The sequence below is a fragment of the Rhizobium sp. 0TCS1.26 genome (assembly GCF_050455525.1).
GTDB lineage: Bacteria > Pseudomonadota > Alphaproteobacteria > Rhizobiales > Rhizobiaceae > Neorhizobium.
This window is the reverse complement of record NZ_JBCIYV010000002.1, coordinates 1,244,123-1,262,703: the sequence shown is the minus strand read 5'-3', so window position 1 is coordinate 1,262,703 and position 18,581 is coordinate 1,244,123. Positions and strand designations below refer to the sequence as shown.

The window sequence follows — 18,581 nt, the reverse complement described above, 5'->3', positions numbered from 1 at the left end:
ACCGCGCGGTTTCATCCGTGCCTTGAACGAACCTTCCTTTCAAAAACATCGCTGTCACCATCCGCGCCGCTCCCGCTGCGCGGTCGATCAACAATGCTTTGAGAGGGTTCATCATCATGACCACCGGCACAGTAAAATGGTTCAATTCCACCAAGGGCTTCGGCTTCATTCAGCCTGACGACGGCGGCGCTGACGCCTTCGTTCACATCTCGGCCGTCGAGCGTGCTGGAATGCGCGAAATCGTCGAAGGCCAGAAGCTCGGCTACGAACTTGAGCGCGACAACAAGTCGGGCAAGATGTCGGCCTGCAACCTGCAGGCAGCCTGATCCTAACTGGTTCCGTCCTTGACCATGGATGTACCGGCACTGACGGAACACGTTATTCAGCTACGAGGCCGGGCAAATTGCCTGGCCTTTTTTGATGCTCCGCACGCGAATGGATCGGAATTCACATGACGCAAACACAGTCCAAATCTCGGCAGAAGGCCGAGCTTGCCCTCGCATTGACACAGACGCAGTTCTTCGCCCGCGGTCACGCCGTAGAAGAGATGGACTCCATCACCCAGGCACGTGATGCAAAGACGATGCGACTGCGCGAAGCACGCCTGTCGAAAGAAGCCAAGGCGATCGCGACGGCCTCCGCCGGTCTGATCGCAAGGCGAGCTCGAAAAGCCTGAAGTAAGGAAAATCCAGTGCCCGATCATCCAGGGATGGCTGAGTGGAACCTCACCCAGTTGCGCCGCGCCATCAAGGCCGCCGGCGTGTCTCTTTGGACGTGGAACGTCGATACGGACGCGTTCCGGATGGACCAGCGCGGCTACGAGCTCTGGGACATCACCAGCGAAGGCGTTCTCGCTTTTGAGGATCTTTCGGACAAGATCCACCCCGCTGACCGGGATCGGGTACGGGCGGCCTTTGCAGCGACGCGCGCCGTCGTCGGTCCCTACGAGATCGATTTCCGGATCTTGAGCGACCTAGATGTCCGATGGGTGTCGGCCCGCGGCCAGGGAAGTGACGAGGATATTATTGCGCGCCTGATGACCGGCATCTTCCTCGATGTCACAGGCCGCAAGCAGGCTGAAGAGGGACACGAGCTCCTGGCAGGCGAGATGAGCCACCGGGTGAAGAACCTGCTCGCCATTGCGTCGGGGCTGACGCAGATGACCTCCCGCTCATCGAGTTCGATTGCCGACATGACCTCGCAACTGACGGAGCGGCTCACCGCGCTTGGCCGTGCCCACGACCTTGTTCGACCTTTGCCCGGAGGCCAGGGAACCGCAGCTTTGCTCGGCGATCTGATCACCATCCTGCTCGCTCCCTATGACGAAACTGCTGCCTATTCGGGACGCGTCCGGGTCGCTGTGCCGAGAATGGGCGTCGGTGAGGCCGCGGCAACCGGGCTTGCGCTGGTTATCCACGAGCTCGCCACCAATTCCCTCAAGTATGGTGCATTGTCATCCGCGGCCGGCACCTTGAACGTCTCCGGGACCGTCGACGAGCATTATGTCACTCTTTCATGGATCGAGCAGGGTGGCCCGAGTGTCGTCCCGCCGACAGGGCCGGGCGGCTATGGCAGCAAGCTCCTGGAGCGCACCATGGCGGGACATCTGGGCGGCTCGATCGCCTATGACTGGACGCCGGCGGGCGCGCTGGTGAGCCTCAAGATCGACGCTCGTCGACTGGCCGTCTGATCCTGCTGAAAAGGTGACCTTCCGGCCTGCGGTGCTGGTCTCCTCGATCAAGGATCGCTGCGTTGGCACTGGTGGTCGAAACGCGACCCGCGCGGTTCTGCGCTTACTCGCCGTCACGATAGTTCAACAGAACGTTGCTGGTCCTGATCAGGTCGCGAAGTCGGTCGCGCTCGATCTCGATCTTCTCCATTGTCGTCCGGGTTCTTGCCGTCTGCTGTCGAAGTTCCGCGCGCAGGGATCGAGCATGCTGGATCGCGGCAGCAAGGTGCGTGCGGGTGTCGGCCAACTCGTCATCCATACGCACCGTCCTTGGTTCGCCAGCGGGGTGGAAAGTCTACAGGTTCTGCAACTTCGGCCGGAGCCGGAAGTTGCAGGCTCGGTCCGGTACCCCCCTTTGAGCCCATCCGTGCTGTCCCGCCAAATCTCGGGGCGTGGGGACGGATGAGGTTTGGATGATACTGGCCGAGATTTGATACCTGCTGGGAAGCGGGCACTGCATGCTTGGCAGCTGAGGAGTTCCCTTGTTCGGCCCGCCGGCTCCAACGCCGCTAGGCCGTTTTTCGGTAGCCTCCTCCCGTAGGCGTCACGACCTTTACCGCTTCGCCGGAGTGGATAAAGGTCTGATCGCAACCGCGAAGTTCCTCTAGAGTGCCATCGAGACGGCGCACGGTGGTGAGGCCGAGTTCGCCTTCACCGCCGCCGTCCAGTCCGTGCGGCCGGATCGTCCGGTGCGAGGAGAGGATGGCGCAGTCCATGCCTTCGAGGAAGCGGATCGTCCTCGTCGTGCCGTCCCCTGCCGAAAACATGCCCTTGCCGCCGGAATCCCTGCGGATGTGGAAATCCTCGAGCAGCACCGGATAACGCGTTTCCAGGATCTCCGGATCGGTGAGGCGCGAATTGGTCATGTGGACGTGGACCGCATCAGTTCCGGCAAAGCCTGTGCCGTCGTTGAACTGACCTGCCGGCGAACCAGAGCACAAGGTTTCGTAGTACTGGTAGGTGGCGTTGCCGAAGGTAAGGTTGTTCATCGTGCCCTGGCTTGCGGCGATCGCACCCAAGGCGCCGAACAGCGCGTTGGTGACATGCTGCGAGGTCTCGACATTGCCGGCAACCACGGCGGCCGGATACTGAGGCTTCAGCATCGAGCCCTCCGGCACGATGATGCGGATCGGCTTCAGGCAGCCGGCATTCATCGGGATGGAGCTTTCGACCATGACCCGGAAGACATAGAGAACCGCCGCGCGGGTCACCGGTTCGGGGGCGTTGAAGTTGTTCTTCTGCTGAGCCGAAGTGCCGGTGAAATCGACGGTCGCCTCGCGCTTTTGCTTGTCGACCGTGATCTTCACCTGGATCGTGCTGCCCTGGTCGGTCACATAGGCGAATTCGGCATCGTTGAGCTTTTCCAGCACGCGGCGAACGCTTTCTTCCGCATTGTCCTGCACATGGCCCATATAGGCCTGCACGACATCGAGGCCGAACTGGCCGATCATCTTGCGCATCTCGTGCACGCCCTTTTCGTTGGCGGCGATCTGGGCGCGAAGGTCGGCGACATTCTGGGCAACGTTGCGGGCGGGGTAGGGGTGCTCGGAGAGCAGTCTGGTGATCCCCGCCTCGTCGAACCGTCCGCGATCGACCAGCAGCACATTGTCGAACAACACGCCTTCCTCGTCGACGGTGGTCGCAAGCGGCGTCATCGAGCCGGGTGCCGTGCCGCCGACATCGGCATGGTGGCCGCGCGAGGCGACGTAGAACAGGATTTTTTCGCCGGCCTCGTCGAAGACAGGGGTGACCACAGTGATGTCCGGCAGATGCGTGCCGCCATTATAGGGCGCGTTCAGAGCAAACACGTCGCCGGGGCGGATCCTGCCCCTGTTCTGGGCGATGATGCTTTCCACCGACCGGTCCATCGAGCCGAGATGCACCGGCATATGCGGGGCGTTGGCGACCAGCGCGCCGCTCTCGTCGAAGACCGCGCAGGAGAAGTCCAGCCGCTCCTTGATGTTAACCGAGGAGGCGGTGTTCTGCAGCGTCACCCCCATCTGCTCGGCGATGGACATGAACAGGTTGTTGAAGACCTCCAGCAGTACCGGATCGGCCTGCGTGCCCACTGCCATGGCGCGGGAGAGTGCGGTGACGCGCTTCAGCACGACATGGTTCAGCCGGGTGATCTCGAAGGCCCAGCCATCTTCCACGACGATGGTCTGGTGCGGTTCGATGATCAGGCAGGGGCCGTTGGCGCGCGCGCCCGGCGCGATGTCGGCGCGGCGGTAGATGGGTGCGTGGCGCCATGCGCCGCTCGAGAAAAACCTGGTCTCTTCGTCGGACTTCGGTGCTGCAGTCTCCAGCGGGAACTCGGGTTCGGAGGAATCCGCGCCGCCGCCGATGGCTTCAACCTCGTAGGCTTCAAAGATGATCTCGCGGTTGTCGAAGATGAAACCGAACTGCTTGCGGTGTGCCGTCTCAAACGCGGCGGTCATCTCTTTCGCATCGGTCACGGTTACGGACAAAGTCGTGTCTGTCCCCTGATAGCGTAGATGAGCCCGGTGAGCGATGTCAGTATCGGTCGCGGCCACGCCCTGGCTCTTCATTTCGGCAAGCACGCTGGCGGTCAGCTCGTCGCGCACCGGGGAAAGCGCCGCGAGCGCGCTTTCTAGCGCCTCGGAGACCGTGCGCTGGCGGGTGGCGCGGATGTCGGCCAGACCCATGCCATAGGCCGACAGGATGCCGGAAAACGGGTGGATCAGCACTGTCGAGATGCCGAGCGCGTCGGCGGTCAGGCAGGCATGCTGCCCGCCGGCGCCGCCGAAGCATGTCAGCGCATAGTGGGTGACGTCGTAACCGCGCTGGACGCTGATCTTCTTCACCGCATTGGCCATGTTCTCGACCGCGATGGCCAGAAATCCGTCGGCCACCTGTTCGGGCGTGCGACCGTCGCCCACCACTTTCGCCATCTCTTCGAAGGCTGTCCGCACCGCATCCGCATCGAGCGGCTGGTCGCCGTTCGGACCGAAGATCTTCGGGAAGAGCGCGGGCGAAAGCTTGCCGAGCATGACATTCGCATCGGTAACGGTCAGCGGCCCGCCGCGACGATAGGCTTTCGGACCGGGATTGGCGCCAGCCGAGTCAGGGCCAACGCGGAAACGGCCGTTCTCGAAATGCAGGATCGAGCCGCCGCCCGCCGCAACCGTGTGGATCGACATCATCGGTGCGCGCATGCGAACGCCCGCAACCTCGGTCTCGAACGAGCGCTCGAGTTCGCCGTCGTAGTGGGAGACGTCCGTCGACGTGCCGCCCATGTCGAAGCCGACCATCTTCTCGAAACCGGCAAGCCGCGACGTTTCGACGGCACCGACAACGCCGCCCGCCGGGCCGGACAGGATGGCGTCCTTGCCCTGGAACAGCCGGGCGGCGGTGAGGCCACCGGAAGACTGCATGAACATCAGCTGCGGGCCGTCCTCTCCGGCGTCATTGGCGTCGGCGCCGAGTTCGCTCGCAACCTGCTCGACATAGCGGCGCAAAATCGGCGACAGATAGGCGTCGACCACGGTTGTATCGCCACGGCCGACCAGCTTGATCAGCGGCGAAACCTCGTGGCTGACGGAAATCTGGGTGAAGCCGATCCCGCGCGCCAGCCGCGCGACAAGCTGTTCGTGCGCCGGGTAGCGGTAGGCATGCATGAAGACGATCGCCAGAGCACGGATGCCGGCGTCGAACTGCGCCTGCAGGTCGGCGCGAACGGCTGCTTCCCGTGGCGCCGCCTCGACCGTACCGTCGGCGCGGACACGCTCGTCCACTTCAACGACGGCCGAATACAGCAGTTCCGGCTTGATGATCTTCTTGGCAAAGATGTCGGCGCGCGCCTGGTAACCGATAGCCAGGGCGTCGCGAAAACCCTTGGTCGTCACCAGCAGCGTCTTTTCGCCCTTGCGTTCCAGAAGTGCGTTCGTCGCAACCGTGGTGCCCATCTTCACCGCGCCGATCAGGCTCGATGCGATGGGCTGACCAACCGGAACTTCGAGTAGCTCGCGGATCCCCTGAACGGCGGCATCGCGATAGGCCTCCGGGTTTTCCGACAGAACCTTGCGGGCGACGAGCGTGCCATTCGGCTTACGGCCGACGATATCCGTGAACGTGCCGCCGCGGTCGATCCAGAAGTCCCATTTGCCGTCGCTTGACCCGGTTGCACTGCCAGACATCCGCCATCCCTTTTTGCTCAAGGTGTCAACGAAAACAGTTCGTCGACAAAACGTCAATGATTGATTGACGGAAAATGCCTACTGCTGCATCATGCCTATCGAACGGGCAACAACGGCCGCAAGAGCCGGACCCGCAACGGCAACCGAGGGGAAGCCACATGAGCGATTTCCGCATGTTCGAGCGGAGGGCAAGCCATGTCCACCGCTGATCCGCACCATAGCGTCTTCCCCGATGGGCTCCGCAGGGGGCTGGACGCGCTGTATCTCGGCGCCGGCTATCTCGGCGGCGTGTTCCTCGTCGCCATCTTCGTCATCATGCTGTCCCTGTCCGCCGGGCGGCCGCTCGGCCTCGACATTCCGGCCGGCGATGATTTTACCGCCTGGTGCATGGCTGCATGCGCCTTCCTGGCGCTCGCCCATACGTTCCGTTCAGCCGAGCTGATCCGCATGGGCCTGGTAATCGACCGGATCACCGGCAAGCCGAGGCAGGTCATCGAGATCGTTTGCACGCTTATCGGCACCGTGGCGGTGCTCTATTTCGCCTGGTTTGCCGTCGACATGACCTGGACCTCTTGGGTGTTCAACGACGTCTCGCAGGGCGTGATCGCTGTTCCCTTGTGGATACCGCAGGTCGGCATGTCGCTCGGCCTCGTCATTCTCGCCATCGCCTTCATCGATGAACTGCTGCACGTGACCTTCGGCGGCAGCCCGCGATACGAAAAGCCGCCTGCGACCACCGACGAGGAAATCATCGAACGCGTCATGGAAAGCGGGGTGTAACCATGGATGCCAGCCACCTTGTGGAGATCTCGGGTCTCATTCTCGCTGCCATGCTCCTGCTGCTCATCGGCGGCGTCTGGATCGGCCTCACGCTTCTGATCTGCGGCTTCCTCGCCATGCAGTTCGCCCCCGCCGGGATTCAGCTCGGCGCGGCCCTTGCCACCAATGCCTGGAGTGGTTCGGCCTCCTGGAGCCTGGCCGCCCTGCCGCTGTTCATCTGGATGGGCGAGATCCTCTATCGGACGAGGCTGTCGGACGAAATGTTCCGCGGTCTCTCGCCGTGGCTGAACTGGGTGCCGGGTCGGCTTGTGCATGTTAACGTCCTCGGCTGCGGCCTGTTCGGCGCGGTTTCGGGATCGTCTGCCGCAACCACAGCCATGGTCGCCAAGATCACCCTGCCGGAGCTCAAGAAGCGCGGCTATAACGAAAAGATCAGCCTCGGCTCGCTGGCTGGCGCCGGTACGCTCGGCTTTCTCGTGCCGCCGTCCATCCCGATGATCGTCTATGCCGTCGCGGCCAATGTCTCGATCATCCAGATGTTCATGGCGGGCCTCATCCCCGCCGTGATCGTCATGGGTCTCTATATGGGCGCCATCATCGTCTGGCATCTTGCCAATCCTGACCAGAGCCCGCCGCCGGAACCGCGCATGTCTCTGCGGGAAAAGCTCAGGCAGACGCTGAACCTCATTCCACTTGCGCTGCTGATCCTCACCGTCTTCGGTGCGCTCATGCTCGGTTGGGCAACGGCCACCGAATGCGCCGCCTGGGGCGTGCTTGGCGCGCTGGTCATCGCGCTCTGCCAGAAGGCGCTGACCTGGAAAAGCTTTATCGACAGCGTCATGGGCGCGACCCGCATGACGTCGATGATCATGCTGATCCTCACCGGCGCCGGCTATATGTCGATTGCCATGGGCTATACCGGTATTCCCAATGCGCTGGCCGCCTGGGTCGACAGTTTCCAGCTCAGCCCCTTCGCGCTGATCGCCGTGCTGACCCTGATGTATGTCCTGCTTGGCTGCGCGATCGACGGCCTGTCGATGATCGTGCTGACGACGGTCGTCGTGCTGCCGATGGTTCAGCAGGCGGGTTTCGATCTCGTCTGGTTCGGCATCTTCCTGGTGCTGATGGTCGAAATGGCCCAGATCACGCCGCCGGTCGGGTTCAATCTCTTCGTTCTCCAGACGATGAGCGGACGCGACAGCCTGACGGTGGCGAGAGCCGCACTGCCGTTCTTCTTCCTGCTCTTGGCGACGGTCGCCATCCTCACGATTTTCCCGGAAATCGTGCTGGTCCTGCCACGAATGGTTTACCCGGGATAACGACGTGAAAAGGGGAATAAAAATATGACCATGCATTTCAAAACCATCGCGCGCCTCGGCCTGAGTGCCGTAGCCATTGTCGCCGGCGCCGGTGCCGCGCTTGCACAGACCGCCTGGGTCCTGCCCTCCGCCTATCCGCCGGCAAACTACCATGTCGAGAACCTCAACCAGTTCGCCAAGGACGTCGATGCGGCGACCAAGGGCGAGCTGAAGATCACCGTTCATCCCAATGCCTCGCTGTTCAAGGCACCGGAGATCAAGCGCGCCGTCCAGACCGGCCAGGCGCAGGCGGGTGAAGTGCTGCTGTCGCTGCACGAGAACGAGAACCCCATCTTCGGCCTCGACGTCGTACCCTTCCTGGCAACGAGCTTCGAGCAGTCGAAGAAGCTGTGGGAAGCATCGAAGCCTGCCATCGAGCAGGCGCTCGACAAGCAGGGCCTGAAGCTTCTCTACACCACGCCCTGGCCGCCGCAGGGCGTCTATACCAAGAAGGACGTCAACAGCGTTGCCGATCTCAAGGGTCTCAAGTGGCGCGCCTACAATGTCGGCACCTCGCGCATCGCCGAACTCGTCGGCGCCCAGCCTGTCACCGTGCAGGCGGCCGAACTGCCTCAGGCGCTGGCGACAGGCGTGGTCGATGGCCTGATGACCTCCAGCGCCACCGGCGTGGATTCGAAGATCTGGGAATCGCTCACTCATTACTACGACACCCAGGCCTGGATCCCGAAGAACGTCATCTTCGTCAACAAGGCTGCCTTCGCAGCGCTTGATCCGGCCGTCCAGAAAGCCGTGACTGATTCCGCCGCGGCAGCGGAAACGCGCGGCTGGACGCTCGCTGTCGAAAAGACCGCCTCCTACATGGAGACGCTGAAGAAGAACGGCATGCAGGTGCTGGAGCCAAGCGCCGAGCTGAAGACCGGCCTGTCGGACGTCGGCGCCAAGCTGACCGATGACTGGTCGAAGAAGGCCGGCGCCGACGGCAAGGCTATCCTCGACGCCTACAAGAAGATGTGAGGCGAGAGCGCCGCGGCTTTTGTCCGCGGCGCTCCGTTCCCGGAGGATATCATGTCACAAGAAGACAAAGGCCTCGGTCCGATCGTCTCGTCGGAGCATCTGGCGAGCGGCGCGCTTCCTGCCCTCTCGGAGATAGAGTTCGGCCTCGTAATGCTGAACCACGCCTTCAGTCGCTGGATGGTCCGCTGCATGGCGGCGGCCGGCGTGCCGGACCTGTCACCGGTCGATATCCTCGTCCTGCACAACATCAATAGCCGCAACAAGGCCAAGACGCTTGCCGACATCACGCTCGTGCTCAACATCGAGGATACCCATGTCGTGACCTATGCTCTGAAGAAGCTGGAGCGGCTGAAGCTGATCAAGTCCGGCCGACGCGGCAAGGAAAAGCTGGTGATGGTGACCGAGGCCGGCGCCGAGGCGTGCGTGCGGTACAAAGCGACGCGTGAAAGCCTGTTGGTCAAATCGGTCCTGGCAACCGAGGTCTCGATCGACAGCTTGTCCGAAGTGGCGGCAAGGCTTCGGGCGCTGTCCGGCCACTACGATCAAGCGGCTCGCGCTGCAGCTTCGCTGTAGGAAATGCCCTCCCTTTAGCGCCTGGGCGGAAGGGCCGCTGCAGTCCGCCGAGGCAAACCCTTGCAGCTGCCGGGTTGTCTCCCGGCACGCGTCGATCCTGCCTCTGGACCTCAAGAGCTATGTCTGAAGGTTGAGGCTCGTCCCGCCGTCTGACAGAACCGCCTCGCATAGGTCGTCCACCGAAGAGCAACCGAGATGACCCAGCGTCGTCCAGAATTCCTGCCGGAGCAGCTCAAGGGTTCGCCGTACGCCGTCTTCGCCGTCGGCGGCCATGCCGTAGGCGATCAGACGACCGAGGGCGACCGCATTGGCGCCAAGCGCGATCGAGGCCGCGATATCGCTGCCACGCCGGATGCCGGAGTCGAGGATGATCGGCACCTGCTTGCCGACGGCCTTGCGAATGGCAGGAAGCGTCTCAAGTGCTGTCGGCGTACGGTCGATGGTGCGCCCCCCATAGTTCGAGACGTAGAGGCCAACGGCGCCGGCATCGAGCGCTGCCTGAGCGTCGCGGACGCTTGAGACGCCCTTGACGATGCAGGGAAGGGGAGATCGCTTGATGACATCCGCCGCCTGCGCCCATGTCCAGCGCGGCTTCGTGAAAGCCAGAAGCTCCTTCAGTGCCGCCGGATCGGATCGACCCGGGCCAAAATTGGATGGACCGTTTTCGTTACGCAAGGAAAAGCGGTCTTCCATCATGCGCTCGCGCCACTGGCGGATCGGTGAGTAGGTCGCACATATATACGAGTATCCAGCGGCCTTGGCCCGCTCGATCATGTCGAGCGCCGCAGCTTCCTCTCCGACGAAAGTCATCTGGAATACCGACGCGACGGGAGATGCCTTGGCGATATCCTCGAGGGAATGGGAGGCAGCCACCGGCACCATCTGCTGAATGCCAGCCGAGGATGCGGCCCGGCCAATCGCGAGGTGGCCCTCCGGGTGAAAGACTGCTTCACCCCCGCCGAACGGCGCGATGAAGGCAGGAAAGCTGAGGTCGAAGCCGAGCACGTTTGTCCGCGTATCCGGATTGTCAATTCCGGCAAACAGCGGCACTTCAAATCTGATCCGGTCGAAGACGGCCGTATTTTCCCGGAGCGTCACTTCATCCCCGGTGCCGCAGGAGAGGTAGTTCCAGTCGATGTCCGAAAGCCGGCGTCTTGCGTCATGGTAGATGCCGCGCAGCGTCGTGTACTTCTCGGGTGTTGCGTACCGGTCGTCGATCCGCTCTGGCTTGTCCGTCATCCCCGTCCCCCCTGCGAAAGGGGCAGGCGCCGTGGCGCCCGCCCGCGCCTTCGATTAAGCGTCCTTCTTGGCCGCGATCAGCACGATCTCGATCAGCCGCTTCGGATCGCCAAGGTCGGCGACGCCGATCGTGGCACGCGATGGCAAGTCGTCGCCGTCCAGCCAAGCGAGCCAGGCCTCGTTCATGGCTTCCTTGCCGGACATGTCGGACAGATAGATGCGGGCGGACAGGATATGATGCTTGTCGGAGCCACACTCGTTCAGCACGTCTTCGAGCTTTGCGCATGTCTGCTCGGTCTGCTCCTTCATGCCGACCGAAATATCGGAGGCGGCATGCCCGCCGACATAAAGGACGCCGTTGTGTTCGACGACGCCGTGCATGATGCGGTGCTTGCGGTGGCGGGTAATCATGATCGTTTTTCCTTTGCGAGATAGGAGAGTTGGCCGTCGCGGGTTGCAACGGACGGGATGTGCGGCCGTTGAGCAGAGAGGTGGGTCAGACGGCTTTCGGGGCGTACTGGTCGAGCGGCTGATCGGTTGGCTGTCCGATCGCAAGCTTTGCCAGCTGGCTGCCGGCAAAGGGTCCGATCGTCAGTCCACCAGCCCCCAGGCCGTTGCCGATCGTCAGGTTCGCGTAGCCGGGCATGCGACCGAGAATGGGGTTCATCGTGTCCCCGGCCGGTCGGAAGCCGATACGCGTCTCGATCAGCGTCGCATTGGCAAGGCCTGGTGCAATGTTGAGCCCGGCAGCCAGCACCTCGAGCTCGCCGGCGGCTGTGACCCGGTAGTCGAAGCCTGAACCGCTCTCCCGCGTCGCGCCGATGACGACACGGCTGTCATCGAAGGCGAGCATGTAATGGCTGCTCATCGGCAGGACCACCGGCCATCTTGCCGTGGCAATGCCGGGAAGACGCAGGTGGACGATCTGGCCCTTCTGCGGCACGATCGGATGATCAAGGCCAAGCGGTCGAAGGATCTGCGATGCCCAGGCGCCCGCCGTGACGACGATCTCGTCGGCCGCGATGTCCGATCCGGTACTGTCGAGGCAGCGGACGCGATCGCCGTCCGTCTTCAACGTCACGTAGTCGCTGCGGAACCTGGCGCCCATGGCGACTGCCGCGCGCACCATTGCGGCCGACAGAAGCCGGGCATCGACACGGGCGGCACCTGGGATGTAGATGGCGTCGAAATCCTCACGCAACGGCGGAAAGAGTGCGCGTGCTTCGGCCGGCGTCAGGTGACGCACGTCGCCGGCTTCGGGCGCGTCCTTGACGCGGCGTGCGATGCGCTCGGCCGCAGCGTCAAACTCGACACGGTCCTCGGCGACGACGAGCGCGCCGACCTTGCCGAATCCGAGATCAGTTTCTCCACTCGCCTGCAGCCCGGAGATCAGTTCGTCGTAGAAACGGGCCCCGGCGGCATAGAGCCGGTACCATTCCGGCTCGTCGGCCTTGGTGGCCCAGGGGCAGACGATGCCGGCGCCGGCCATCGTGGCCTTGCCCGGATGAGCTTCATCGACGATTTCCACATCCACACCCTGACGGGCAAGGTGATAGGCGGTGCTGGAGCCGAGGATACCGGCGCCAATGATCAAGACACGCATTTCATAGTTCCTGGATTGCATTTCCAACAGCCAGGGCCGCAGTCCACAGGTGCTGACTGCGGCCGGCTCATCACACTTATTCGACAGTGACGCCCGACAGCCGGCTGGTGCCGAAGATCGCCGGCACATAGCCTTTGACGGTCTTGGCAACGGCGGTGATCGTATCGGCGCCGCCGAGGATCACCGCCGGCACTTCGGCATGGAACTCCTCCTGCGCCTTCTTGTAGAGGTCAATGCGCTCTGCCTGTCCGGTGACGGTGCCGGCCTGGTTCATCAGCCCGATGAACTCCTTGTCGCACCAGGCGCCGATGTTGGAGGGGCTCGGTTTGCCGGCTGAATCGCAGGTGAAGTAGTTGTTCGGGATCTGGCTCGGATCCGGGAAATCGTAGATCCCGCCGAACATTCCAACCTGTGCCTCACCGTTGCGGGCGCGGGTGATGTACTCGCCCCACTCGTAGGAGATGACTTCGGCTTTAACCCCAATCCGGGCCCAGTCAGACTGGATCATCTCGGCCGCGCGGCGGCCGTTCGGCATGTAGGGACGTGCCACGGGGATCGCCCAAAGCTGCGTCGAAAATCCGTCCTTGTAGCCGGCTTCGGCGAGCAGCTTCTTTGCCAGTTCCGGATCGTAGCTGTAACCGCCCGCGTCCTTGTCATGGCCCCAGAGCGAAGGCGGGATGACCGCGCCGGTCACTGTCCCCATTCCGTCGTAGACGAGGTCGACGAGCGGCTTGATGTTGATGGCGTGAGCGAGGGCTTCCCGCACCCGCTTGTCCTTGAACTTCTCGTCCCGGAAGTTGAAGGTGATGAAGCCGGTCGAAGCGACAGGCGTGCGAACTGCCTGAAGCGCGCCGCTTTTTTCAATCATCGCCCGATCCGCGAGGTTCGGGTAGAGGGCAATCTGGCACTCGCCGGCCATCGCCCGCTGCAGTCGCACCGAAGCATCGGCGCTGATCGCCATCGCGATGCTGTCGACCATTGGAGTGCGAGCCGGTTGGCCGGCAGCAGCACCCCAGGTTTCGGCAAACGGGACCAGCCGGACCACCGCGTCCTGCTGATAGGCCTGCAGCTGAAACGGCCCGGTCCCGATCGGCTGGCGATCGATGAGTTCCGCGGTTCCGGCCTTCATCAGCGTATCGGCGTATTCACTAGAGGTGATCGCCAGGGACTGATGCGCCATGATGCCGATGAAGGGAGCAAGCGGCTGCTTGAGGGTGAAGGCGACCGTATAGTCGTCCACCTTCTTCAGCCCCTCCAGGGCATCGGCAAGCTTGGTGTTGAAGGTGATGAAGGTGCCGCCGTTGATCTTGGCGAAGGGGTGATCCTTCTTCATCATCCGCTCGAACGTGAACATCACGTCGTCGGCATTGAAATCCCGGCTCGGCGTGAACAGGTCATTTGCTTGCCACTTGACGCCGCGACGCAGCTTGAACGTGTAGGTCCTGGCGTCCTCGGAGATGGTCCAGCTCTCGGCAAGCGCCGGCTCGATGTCGGAAGAACCTGCTTTGACCGACACCAGCCCATCGTAGATCTGCCCAAGCACATAGGATGTGGTGCCATTGCTGGTCAGCTGCGGATTGAAGACTTCCGGGGAGCCCTCGATGCAGACGGACAACATCGATGCCTTGGCGGGCGCTGACGCCGCCGCTAACGCAAGGAGGCAGAGGGCGAATGTCTTGTTCATGTCGTCGTTCCCTTTTTTGCTGGCTGCTTTCTGCAGCCTTGGCGCGGATACTCTCCAGCCGGCCTCGACGAGACCGTCCGCAGGGCGTTTGCCCAGCGAGATAGGTTTTGATTTCGGAGCGCCCACCCGGTTCCGTCGGCGGATTTGCATCTTCCGCGCGGGTGCTGGGGAGCACTGCCCGACGAATAGAGCGTCTTGACAACATGATTGTCAAATTGCTTCTTGTCCGATCATTATAACCAAAACTCATGACCCCGCCGCCTCGAATGAGGGACGCACGATGAACATTCGGCAGCTAGAAGCCTTCCACACGACGATCGAAACGGGATCGGTGACGCTTGCCGGTGAACGTCTGGGTATATCGCAGCCGGCGGTCAGCAAGCTGCTGCGGAGCTTTTCGGAAACGTGCGGGTTCCAGCTGTTTACCCGCGCCGGCGGCAGACTGGTGCCGACCCTGGAAGCGCGGATGCTGGCCGTCGAGGTCGATCGGATGTTTGCCGGTACCAAGCGCATTGCCAGGCTGGCGGAAGCCGTCCGCAACCGCGAATGGGGTGAGGTGACGATGGCGGCACCTGCGGCGCTGGCGACCCGCTACCTGACGCAGGCGCTTTCACCGTTTCTCGCTGAACAGCCGGACATTCACCTGACACTGCAAAGCCGCAACTCGCCGCGCATTGGAGAACTGGTGGCGGCCGGCCAAGTGGATATCGGCCTGAGCGTCTTGCCGTTCGAACAGTCGAACGTCCGCTCCGAGATCATCATGCGGTTCGCGATGATCTGCGTTCTTCCCGCCGCTCATCGACTGGCCGAAAAGCAGGTGATCGAGATCGATGACCTTCGAAACGAGTCCTTCGTCTCATTGCCGCGAGACGACTGCTCGCTGATGACGGTCGACCGGGCATTTCAGATGCGCGGCGTCCAGAAGCGGAATCGTATCGAGGTGCCGCTGTCGGAGACGGCGTGCAGCCTCGTTGCCAATGGTGTGGGGATCTCCATCGTGCCGCCCTTCGTCGGCCTTGACTATCCGGACAGCCGCCTGGTCCGCCGGCCATTGTTGCCGGAAACCTTCATGGACGTGTGGCTGCTGACGCCTGGCAGTCGCCCGCCATCCCTCGCCTCGGAAAAGCTCGTCGAGTTCATTCGCATCGCGGTATCGCCCTTCGACCAGCGCACCATGCGGTAACGCGCAGCTCCCGGAGCGGGATCTGTTCAGGGCATTGCTGCAGGGTGAGCTCGGAGACAAATCAGAACGGCTGCGGCATAACCGGGCCTGGTCACAGGGTATGGCGGACAGAGCGTCCGCTATTGAAGTTCCTGCATGATCCTGTATGGGATGTAATAAGTATTTGATTACAATGATAAAATATGATCTCTGTAAGAGAAGAAGGTCTCAATTGGTCGCATCTTATCTCAGGCTATCTCACGTATTGTGATGGGCTGAATGATGGGCTAGGGGTGCCTCGTAAGGAACGCGAGGAGACCAGATGCTGAGTGATGCAAAGGCCCGGAAGCTCAAGCCGGATGACAAGCCTGTGCTCGATGGTACGGTAAAAGGGCTCTACCTTTTCCCGGCGCAAACACCTGGTACCGGGAAATGGATACTTCGATATGTGTCACCAAAGAGCTCAAAGCGTCGTGACATGGGCCTGGGTAGCTATCCCGCCGTATCCATACGTGATGCACGGACAAAGGCTTTCGAGGCCCGGACAAAGATCGAAGAAGGTGCCGATCCTTTAGACGATCGGCGTGCAGAGGCGAGGAACGCCAGGAAAGAAGCTTGCATCCCGACTTTCGAGGAAGCAGCGCGCTCAGTCCACTCCGACCTCTCACCAGGTTATAGGAATGCAAAACACGCGCGCCAATGGATTAGTACGCTTGAGGCGACCGTCTTTCCGAAGCTGGGCGAGCGGCGGGTTGATGAGCTTGGTCCGGGCGACTTCGCTGCCTGTCTTAAGCCGATTTGGCTGAAGACGCCCGAAACAGCCTCCCGAGTTAAGCAGCGCTGTGAGGCTGTCATGGAGTGGTGTGCTGCTCACGGGTTCATCATGGCTAGCCCGGTTCGGGTGGTGGAAAAGCTGCTGCCCAAGCAACCAGGCAAACGCGAGCGCGTCGAGCATCAACCCGCGGTGCCCTGGCGTGAGCTACCCAAGCTCTTTCGTGATCTCCTGCACGCAGGAGAGGTTACAAGAACAAAGCTGATGCTTGAGCTACTGATTCTAACGGCGTGCCGCTCTGGAGAGCTGCGTCAGATGACATGGGAAGAAATTGACTTCGGCGGGGCGACCTGGATTGTTCCAGCCGCTCGCATGAAGGCAAAGGCACAGCATAGGGTGCCGTTGACGCCTCGAGCCGTACACATACTCGAGACTCAACTGCAGCACTCGGATGATCGCCGTGGGCTGGTGTTTCCGTCACGCAAGAATACGCCGATCAGCGATATGACTTTGACAAAGTTTCTGCGCGACCGGAACGTCGCCAGCGATGCTGCGGGGCGCATTGCGACAGCACATGGTTTCCGCTCAAGCTTCCGCGACTGGGCGTCTGAGGCTGGTTATCCTAGAGATGTCGCGGAAAGGGCACTGGCGCATACAGTCAGAAATGCAGTCGAAGCCGCTTATCACCGAACCGACCTCATCGACCAGAGACGGGCAATGATGTTGGACTGGGAACAACACTGCCTTGCCACTTCATGACCTGAGTGCCCGCGAACTGGTTGAGATCGTGCACGATCAGGAATTATCAACAATGTGCCGGCCGTCTCATGGAGAACGGGCATGACCCCATCTAGAGGGCCCAATGCGTCGATAAGAGGTACTTATCGATGGTTATAGCACCATCCAGCAATCATGCCATGTGAAGAACCATAATATTCATATAGAGTTCGCATATGAAATCATTTACCATAAAATCAATGGCTTACGATCTCGAGAAAACAAGCATGACAGCCCTAATGCGGCCGGCCTTCGACGCCGGTTGTGGCTTTCTGCTCCCGACTTCAATTGAAGCGGCTGAAAACTGAACGAAATTGCCAGCTAATCATTTCACCCATGTTCGGAGGAGGCGAGGGGTAACAGCTTGCATCCGCCATCTTTCAAATGCCTGCATCCGGCAGTAAACATGCAGATGTCGGGTTCGTTACCGCCGGCGCCGACTATCCTGTATCCCCTTTTCTCAAGGTAGGGGATTAGTCGCTCATTATGCCGCCAAAAGTCGTGGGGTTTGAATTCTGACGCACAGCCTGGGAAATTTTACCTAACGCGCAGCATCTACTCGCCAGCGAGTTCGTCTACGGGATAAACATTGGGGAATTGCTTCGCTGCATCAGCGAAAGAGAGCTGATGCTCGCACACTGGATCACCCATATGTCGCAGATGCCCCTTCACGTCCTGGCGCTCCATATAACCAGTGCCTACGCTATTAATTTCAACCGCGCTTTTGTTTTCACGAAACGCTGGATCACAAAGAACTATACCGCGCAACAACCCGGCCGGAGACGCCGTCAGCCCGTTTTCCGAAAATTGCAGGGGAGGGACGTCAGCCCATGCCCAGTTCCCGGCGGCGTTCCACTTGACCAGACGCGCGAACCTTCTCGGCGCGTCCGATATGTCAATCTCGTATACGACGCCGGACACATTCGTTTTAAAGACATTTGGATTGATTATATCTGTGGTCATGTAAGAGAATGACAGATCAGAATAGCCGATATTCAGATCGACAGGTTTATTGTAAAAGAAATTTTCATCCAAGCTACTTCCCAAGAAAGTGGTGCTCTTGAGTCTGTCGAGATTCCAGATCGCACTCAATGCTTTCAATTCTATAAATGTGCTCTTACCTATCTCCGCCTGAACAGGACTTGGGGGCTGCGAGATCTCGGGAATTGCGCCTACACGCTTGACCATCGTGTACATCGACTCCATCATCACGCGCGTCATACTGTCAGGTCGCGCTATATCGACGTTGGAAAAAATTGGCTCTTTAATGCAAGCGCGATTTTCGCTGTTGTATTGACCAATTGCTTCGCAGGAAAGATCAACACCTTCCAGGCCTCTCCCACTTTTTATGAGGAAGGAAATGTGTTCGCCTTTCCCTGTATTCCCGCCTGAACGTAAAAGTAGCGAATTCCATGCTCTCTCAATCCTCTCCTCAGCGCGAAGGAGCTTTTCATCAGCTCTCATTTCCCGCTCTTCGATCCGGTCATTGAGTTCGTCCCGGAGAGCTTCGTTGGTGATGTACAGGCTGTGAAGCGAATATGAAGCAATCGCCAAGCCGACGAGCTTCACCAGCGCACTTCTGTTGAGCACAGAAATAATGTTGCGGTTTAACCAGTTGTCGATAGCGGGTACGTGTGTTGCGCCGCCGGTTCGAAAGCTAGACCTTTCGCGACCATATCTTCCACGCATATGCGCTCACCACCCACTCGGATCAGTTGTATTTATCTATTCAGGGCGGGCGCACAAAATCAATACGGCATTCACTCCGCGGG

At 61.0% G+C, this 18,581-nt stretch carries 16 protein-coding genes; 9 read left to right on the top strand and 7 right to left on the bottom strand.

The window, feature by feature from the left end; translation table 11 throughout:
- The first annotated feature begins 116 nt into the window (after window positions 1–116).
- From AAIH46_RS13415 to AAIH46_RS13405, 3 genes are all read left to right on the top strand, one after another.
- The gene (locus AAIH46_RS13415) at window positions 117–326 is read left to right on the top strand and encodes a cold-shock protein (RefSeq protein WP_430306365.1); all 210 of its coding nucleotides are present in this window, start codon (window positions 117–119) and stop codon (window positions 324–326) included.
- Between the two features lie 125 nt (window positions 327–451).
- Window positions 452–676, top strand: coding sequence for a hypothetical protein (locus AAIH46_RS13410; RefSeq protein WP_430306364.1), 225 nt, complete (start codon window positions 452–454; stop codon window positions 674–676).
- 33 nt (window positions 677–709) lie between these two features.
- Window positions 710–1,690 (top strand): sensor histidine kinase, encoded by a 981-nt coding sequence (locus AAIH46_RS13405; RefSeq protein ID WP_430306567.1) that lies wholly within the window; start codon window positions 710–712, stop codon window positions 1,688–1,690.
- A 103-nt stretch (window positions 1,691–1,793) separates the two neighbouring features.
- Here the strand turns inward: AAIH46_RS13405 and AAIH46_RS13400 are convergent, their stop codons facing one another.
- Window positions 1,794–1,976 carry a hypothetical protein gene (locus AAIH46_RS13400; RefSeq protein ID WP_430306363.1) on the bottom strand — a complete coding sequence of 61 codons (183 nt, stop codon included), beginning with the start codon at window positions 1,974–1,976 and terminating at the stop codon, window positions 1,794–1,796.
- A 262-nt stretch (window positions 1,977–2,238) separates the two neighbouring features.
- On the bottom strand, window positions 2,239–5,886 hold the full coding sequence (locus tag AAIH46_RS13395) for a hydantoinase B/oxoprolinase family protein (protein ID WP_430306362.1): 3,648 nt from the start codon (window positions 5,884–5,886) through the stop codon (window positions 2,239–2,241).
- Between the two features lie 195 nt (window positions 5,887–6,081).
- Between AAIH46_RS13395 and AAIH46_RS13390 the strand changes: the two genes are divergently transcribed.
- Genes AAIH46_RS13390 through AAIH46_RS13375 form a run of 4 tightly spaced genes read left to right on the top strand, consistent with a single transcriptional unit; the run spans window position 6,082 to window position 9,572 of the window.
- Entirely contained in the window at window positions 6,082–6,666 is a 585-nt protein-coding gene (locus AAIH46_RS13390; RefSeq protein ID WP_430306361.1) for a TRAP transporter small permease, read from the top strand.
- A gap of 2 nt (window positions 6,667–6,668) precedes the next feature.
- The gene (locus AAIH46_RS13385) at window positions 6,669–7,985 is read left to right on the top strand and encodes a TRAP transporter large permease (RefSeq protein ID WP_430306360.1); all 1,317 of its coding nucleotides are present in this window, start codon (window positions 6,669–6,671) and stop codon (window positions 7,983–7,985) included.
- A 24-nt stretch (window positions 7,986–8,009) separates the two neighbouring features.
- On the top strand, window positions 8,010–8,999 hold the full coding sequence (locus AAIH46_RS13380) for a TRAP transporter substrate-binding protein (RefSeq protein WP_430306359.1): 990 nt from the start codon (window positions 8,010–8,012) through the stop codon (window positions 8,997–8,999).
- 51 nt (window positions 9,000–9,050) lie between these two features.
- Window positions 9,051–9,572: a winged helix DNA-binding protein gene (locus tag AAIH46_RS13375; protein ID WP_430306358.1), complete on the top strand. Its 522-nt coding sequence runs from the start codon at window positions 9,051–9,053 to the stop codon at window positions 9,570–9,572.
- Between the two features lie 117 nt (window positions 9,573–9,689).
- On the opposite strand, the gene AAIH46_RS13370 is transcribed toward AAIH46_RS13375, so the two are convergent.
- The 4 genes from AAIH46_RS13370 to AAIH46_RS13355 form a co-directional block, all read right to left on the bottom strand.
- A complete protein-coding gene (locus tag AAIH46_RS13370) occupies window positions 9,690–10,811 on the bottom strand; it encodes an alpha-hydroxy acid oxidase (RefSeq protein WP_430306357.1) in 1,122 nt (373 codons plus the stop codon).
- A gap of 54 nt (window positions 10,812–10,865) precedes the next feature.
- Window positions 10,866–11,222, bottom strand: coding sequence for a RidA family protein (locus AAIH46_RS13365; protein ID WP_430306356.1), 357 nt, complete (start codon window positions 11,220–11,222; stop codon window positions 10,866–10,868).
- Between the two features lie 85 nt (window positions 11,223–11,307).
- Window positions 11,308–12,414 carry an NAD(P)/FAD-dependent oxidoreductase gene (locus AAIH46_RS13360; RefSeq protein ID WP_430306355.1) on the bottom strand — a complete coding sequence of 369 codons (1,107 nt, stop codon included), beginning with the start codon at window positions 12,412–12,414 and terminating at the stop codon, window positions 11,308–11,310.
- Window positions 12,415–12,490: 76 nt separating this feature from the next.
- Entirely contained in the window at window positions 12,491–14,098 is a 1,608-nt protein-coding gene (locus AAIH46_RS13355; RefSeq protein WP_430306354.1) for an ABC transporter substrate-binding protein, read from the bottom strand.
- A gap of 280 nt (window positions 14,099–14,378) precedes the next feature.
- On the opposite strand from AAIH46_RS13355, the gene AAIH46_RS13350 reads away from it, so the two are divergent.
- On the top strand, window positions 14,379–15,281 hold the full coding sequence (locus tag AAIH46_RS13350; RefSeq protein ID WP_430306353.1) for a LysR substrate-binding domain-containing protein: 903 nt from the start codon (window positions 14,379–14,381) through the stop codon (window positions 15,279–15,281).
- A 301-nt stretch (window positions 15,282–15,582) separates the two neighbouring features.
- Window positions 15,583–16,791 carry a tyrosine-type recombinase/integrase gene (locus AAIH46_RS13345; protein ID WP_430306352.1) on the top strand — a complete coding sequence of 403 codons (1,209 nt, stop codon included), beginning with the start codon at window positions 15,583–15,585 and terminating at the stop codon, window positions 16,789–16,791.
- 573 nt (window positions 16,792–17,364) lie between these two features.
- Here the strand turns inward: AAIH46_RS13345 and AAIH46_RS13340 are convergent.
- Window positions 17,365–18,498, bottom strand: coding sequence for a hypothetical protein (locus AAIH46_RS13340; RefSeq protein WP_430306351.1), 1,134 nt, complete (start codon window positions 18,496–18,498; stop codon window positions 17,365–17,367).
- Window positions 18,499–18,581 lie beyond the last annotated feature (83 nt).

Bases quoted from the DNA above. Each gene is read 5' to 3' on its own strand.
- AAIH46_RS13365 (WP_430306356.1), bottom strand. From the start codon at position 11,222: ATGATTACCCGCCACCGCAAGCACCGCATCATGCACGGCGTCGTCGAA.
- AAIH46_RS13360 (WP_430306355.1), bottom strand. From the start codon at position 12,414: ATGCGTGTCTTGATCATTGGCGCCGGTATCCTCGGCTCCAGCACCGCC.
- AAIH46_RS13415 (WP_430306365.1), top strand. From the start codon at position 117: ATGACCACCGGCACAGTAAAATGGTTCAATTCCACCAAGGGCTTCGGC.
- AAIH46_RS13380 (WP_430306359.1), top strand. From the start codon at position 8,010: ATGACCATGCATTTCAAAACCATCGCGCGCCTCGGCCTGAGTGCCGTA.
- AAIH46_RS13385 (WP_430306360.1), top strand. From the start codon at position 6,669: ATGGATGCCAGCCACCTTGTGGAGATCTCGGGTCTCATTCTCGCTGCC.
- AAIH46_RS13390 (WP_430306361.1), top strand. From the start codon at position 6,082: ATGTCCACCGCTGATCCGCACCATAGCGTCTTCCCCGATGGGCTCCGC.
- AAIH46_RS13375 (WP_430306358.1), top strand. From the start codon at position 9,051: ATGTCACAAGAAGACAAAGGCCTCGGTCCGATCGTCTCGTCGGAGCAT.
- AAIH46_RS13370 (WP_430306357.1), bottom strand. From the start codon at position 10,811: ATGACGGACAAGCCAGAGCGGATCGACGACCGGTACGCAACACCCGAG.
- AAIH46_RS13405 (WP_430306567.1), top strand. From the start codon at position 710: ATGGCTGAGTGGAACCTCACCCAGTTGCGCCGCGCCATCAAGGCCGCC.
- AAIH46_RS13410 (WP_430306364.1), top strand. From the start codon at position 452: ATGACGCAAACACAGTCCAAATCTCGGCAGAAGGCCGAGCTTGCCCTC.
- AAIH46_RS13345 (WP_430306352.1), top strand. From the start codon at position 15,583: ATGCTGAGTGATGCAAAGGCCCGGAAGCTCAAGCCGGATGACAAGCCT.
- AAIH46_RS13395 (WP_430306362.1), bottom strand. From the start codon at position 5,886: ATGTCTGGCAGTGCAACCGGGTCAAGCGACGGCAAATGGGACTTCTGG.
- AAIH46_RS13355 (WP_430306354.1), bottom strand. From the start codon at position 14,098: ATGAACAAGACATTCGCCCTCTGCCTCCTTGCGTTAGCGGCGGCGTCA.
- AAIH46_RS13350 (WP_430306353.1), top strand. From the start codon at position 14,379: ATGAACATTCGGCAGCTAGAAGCCTTCCACACGACGATCGAAACGGGA.
- AAIH46_RS13340 (WP_430306351.1), bottom strand. From the start codon at position 18,498: ATGCGTGGAAGATATGGTCGCGAAAGGTCTAGCTTTCGAACCGGCGGC.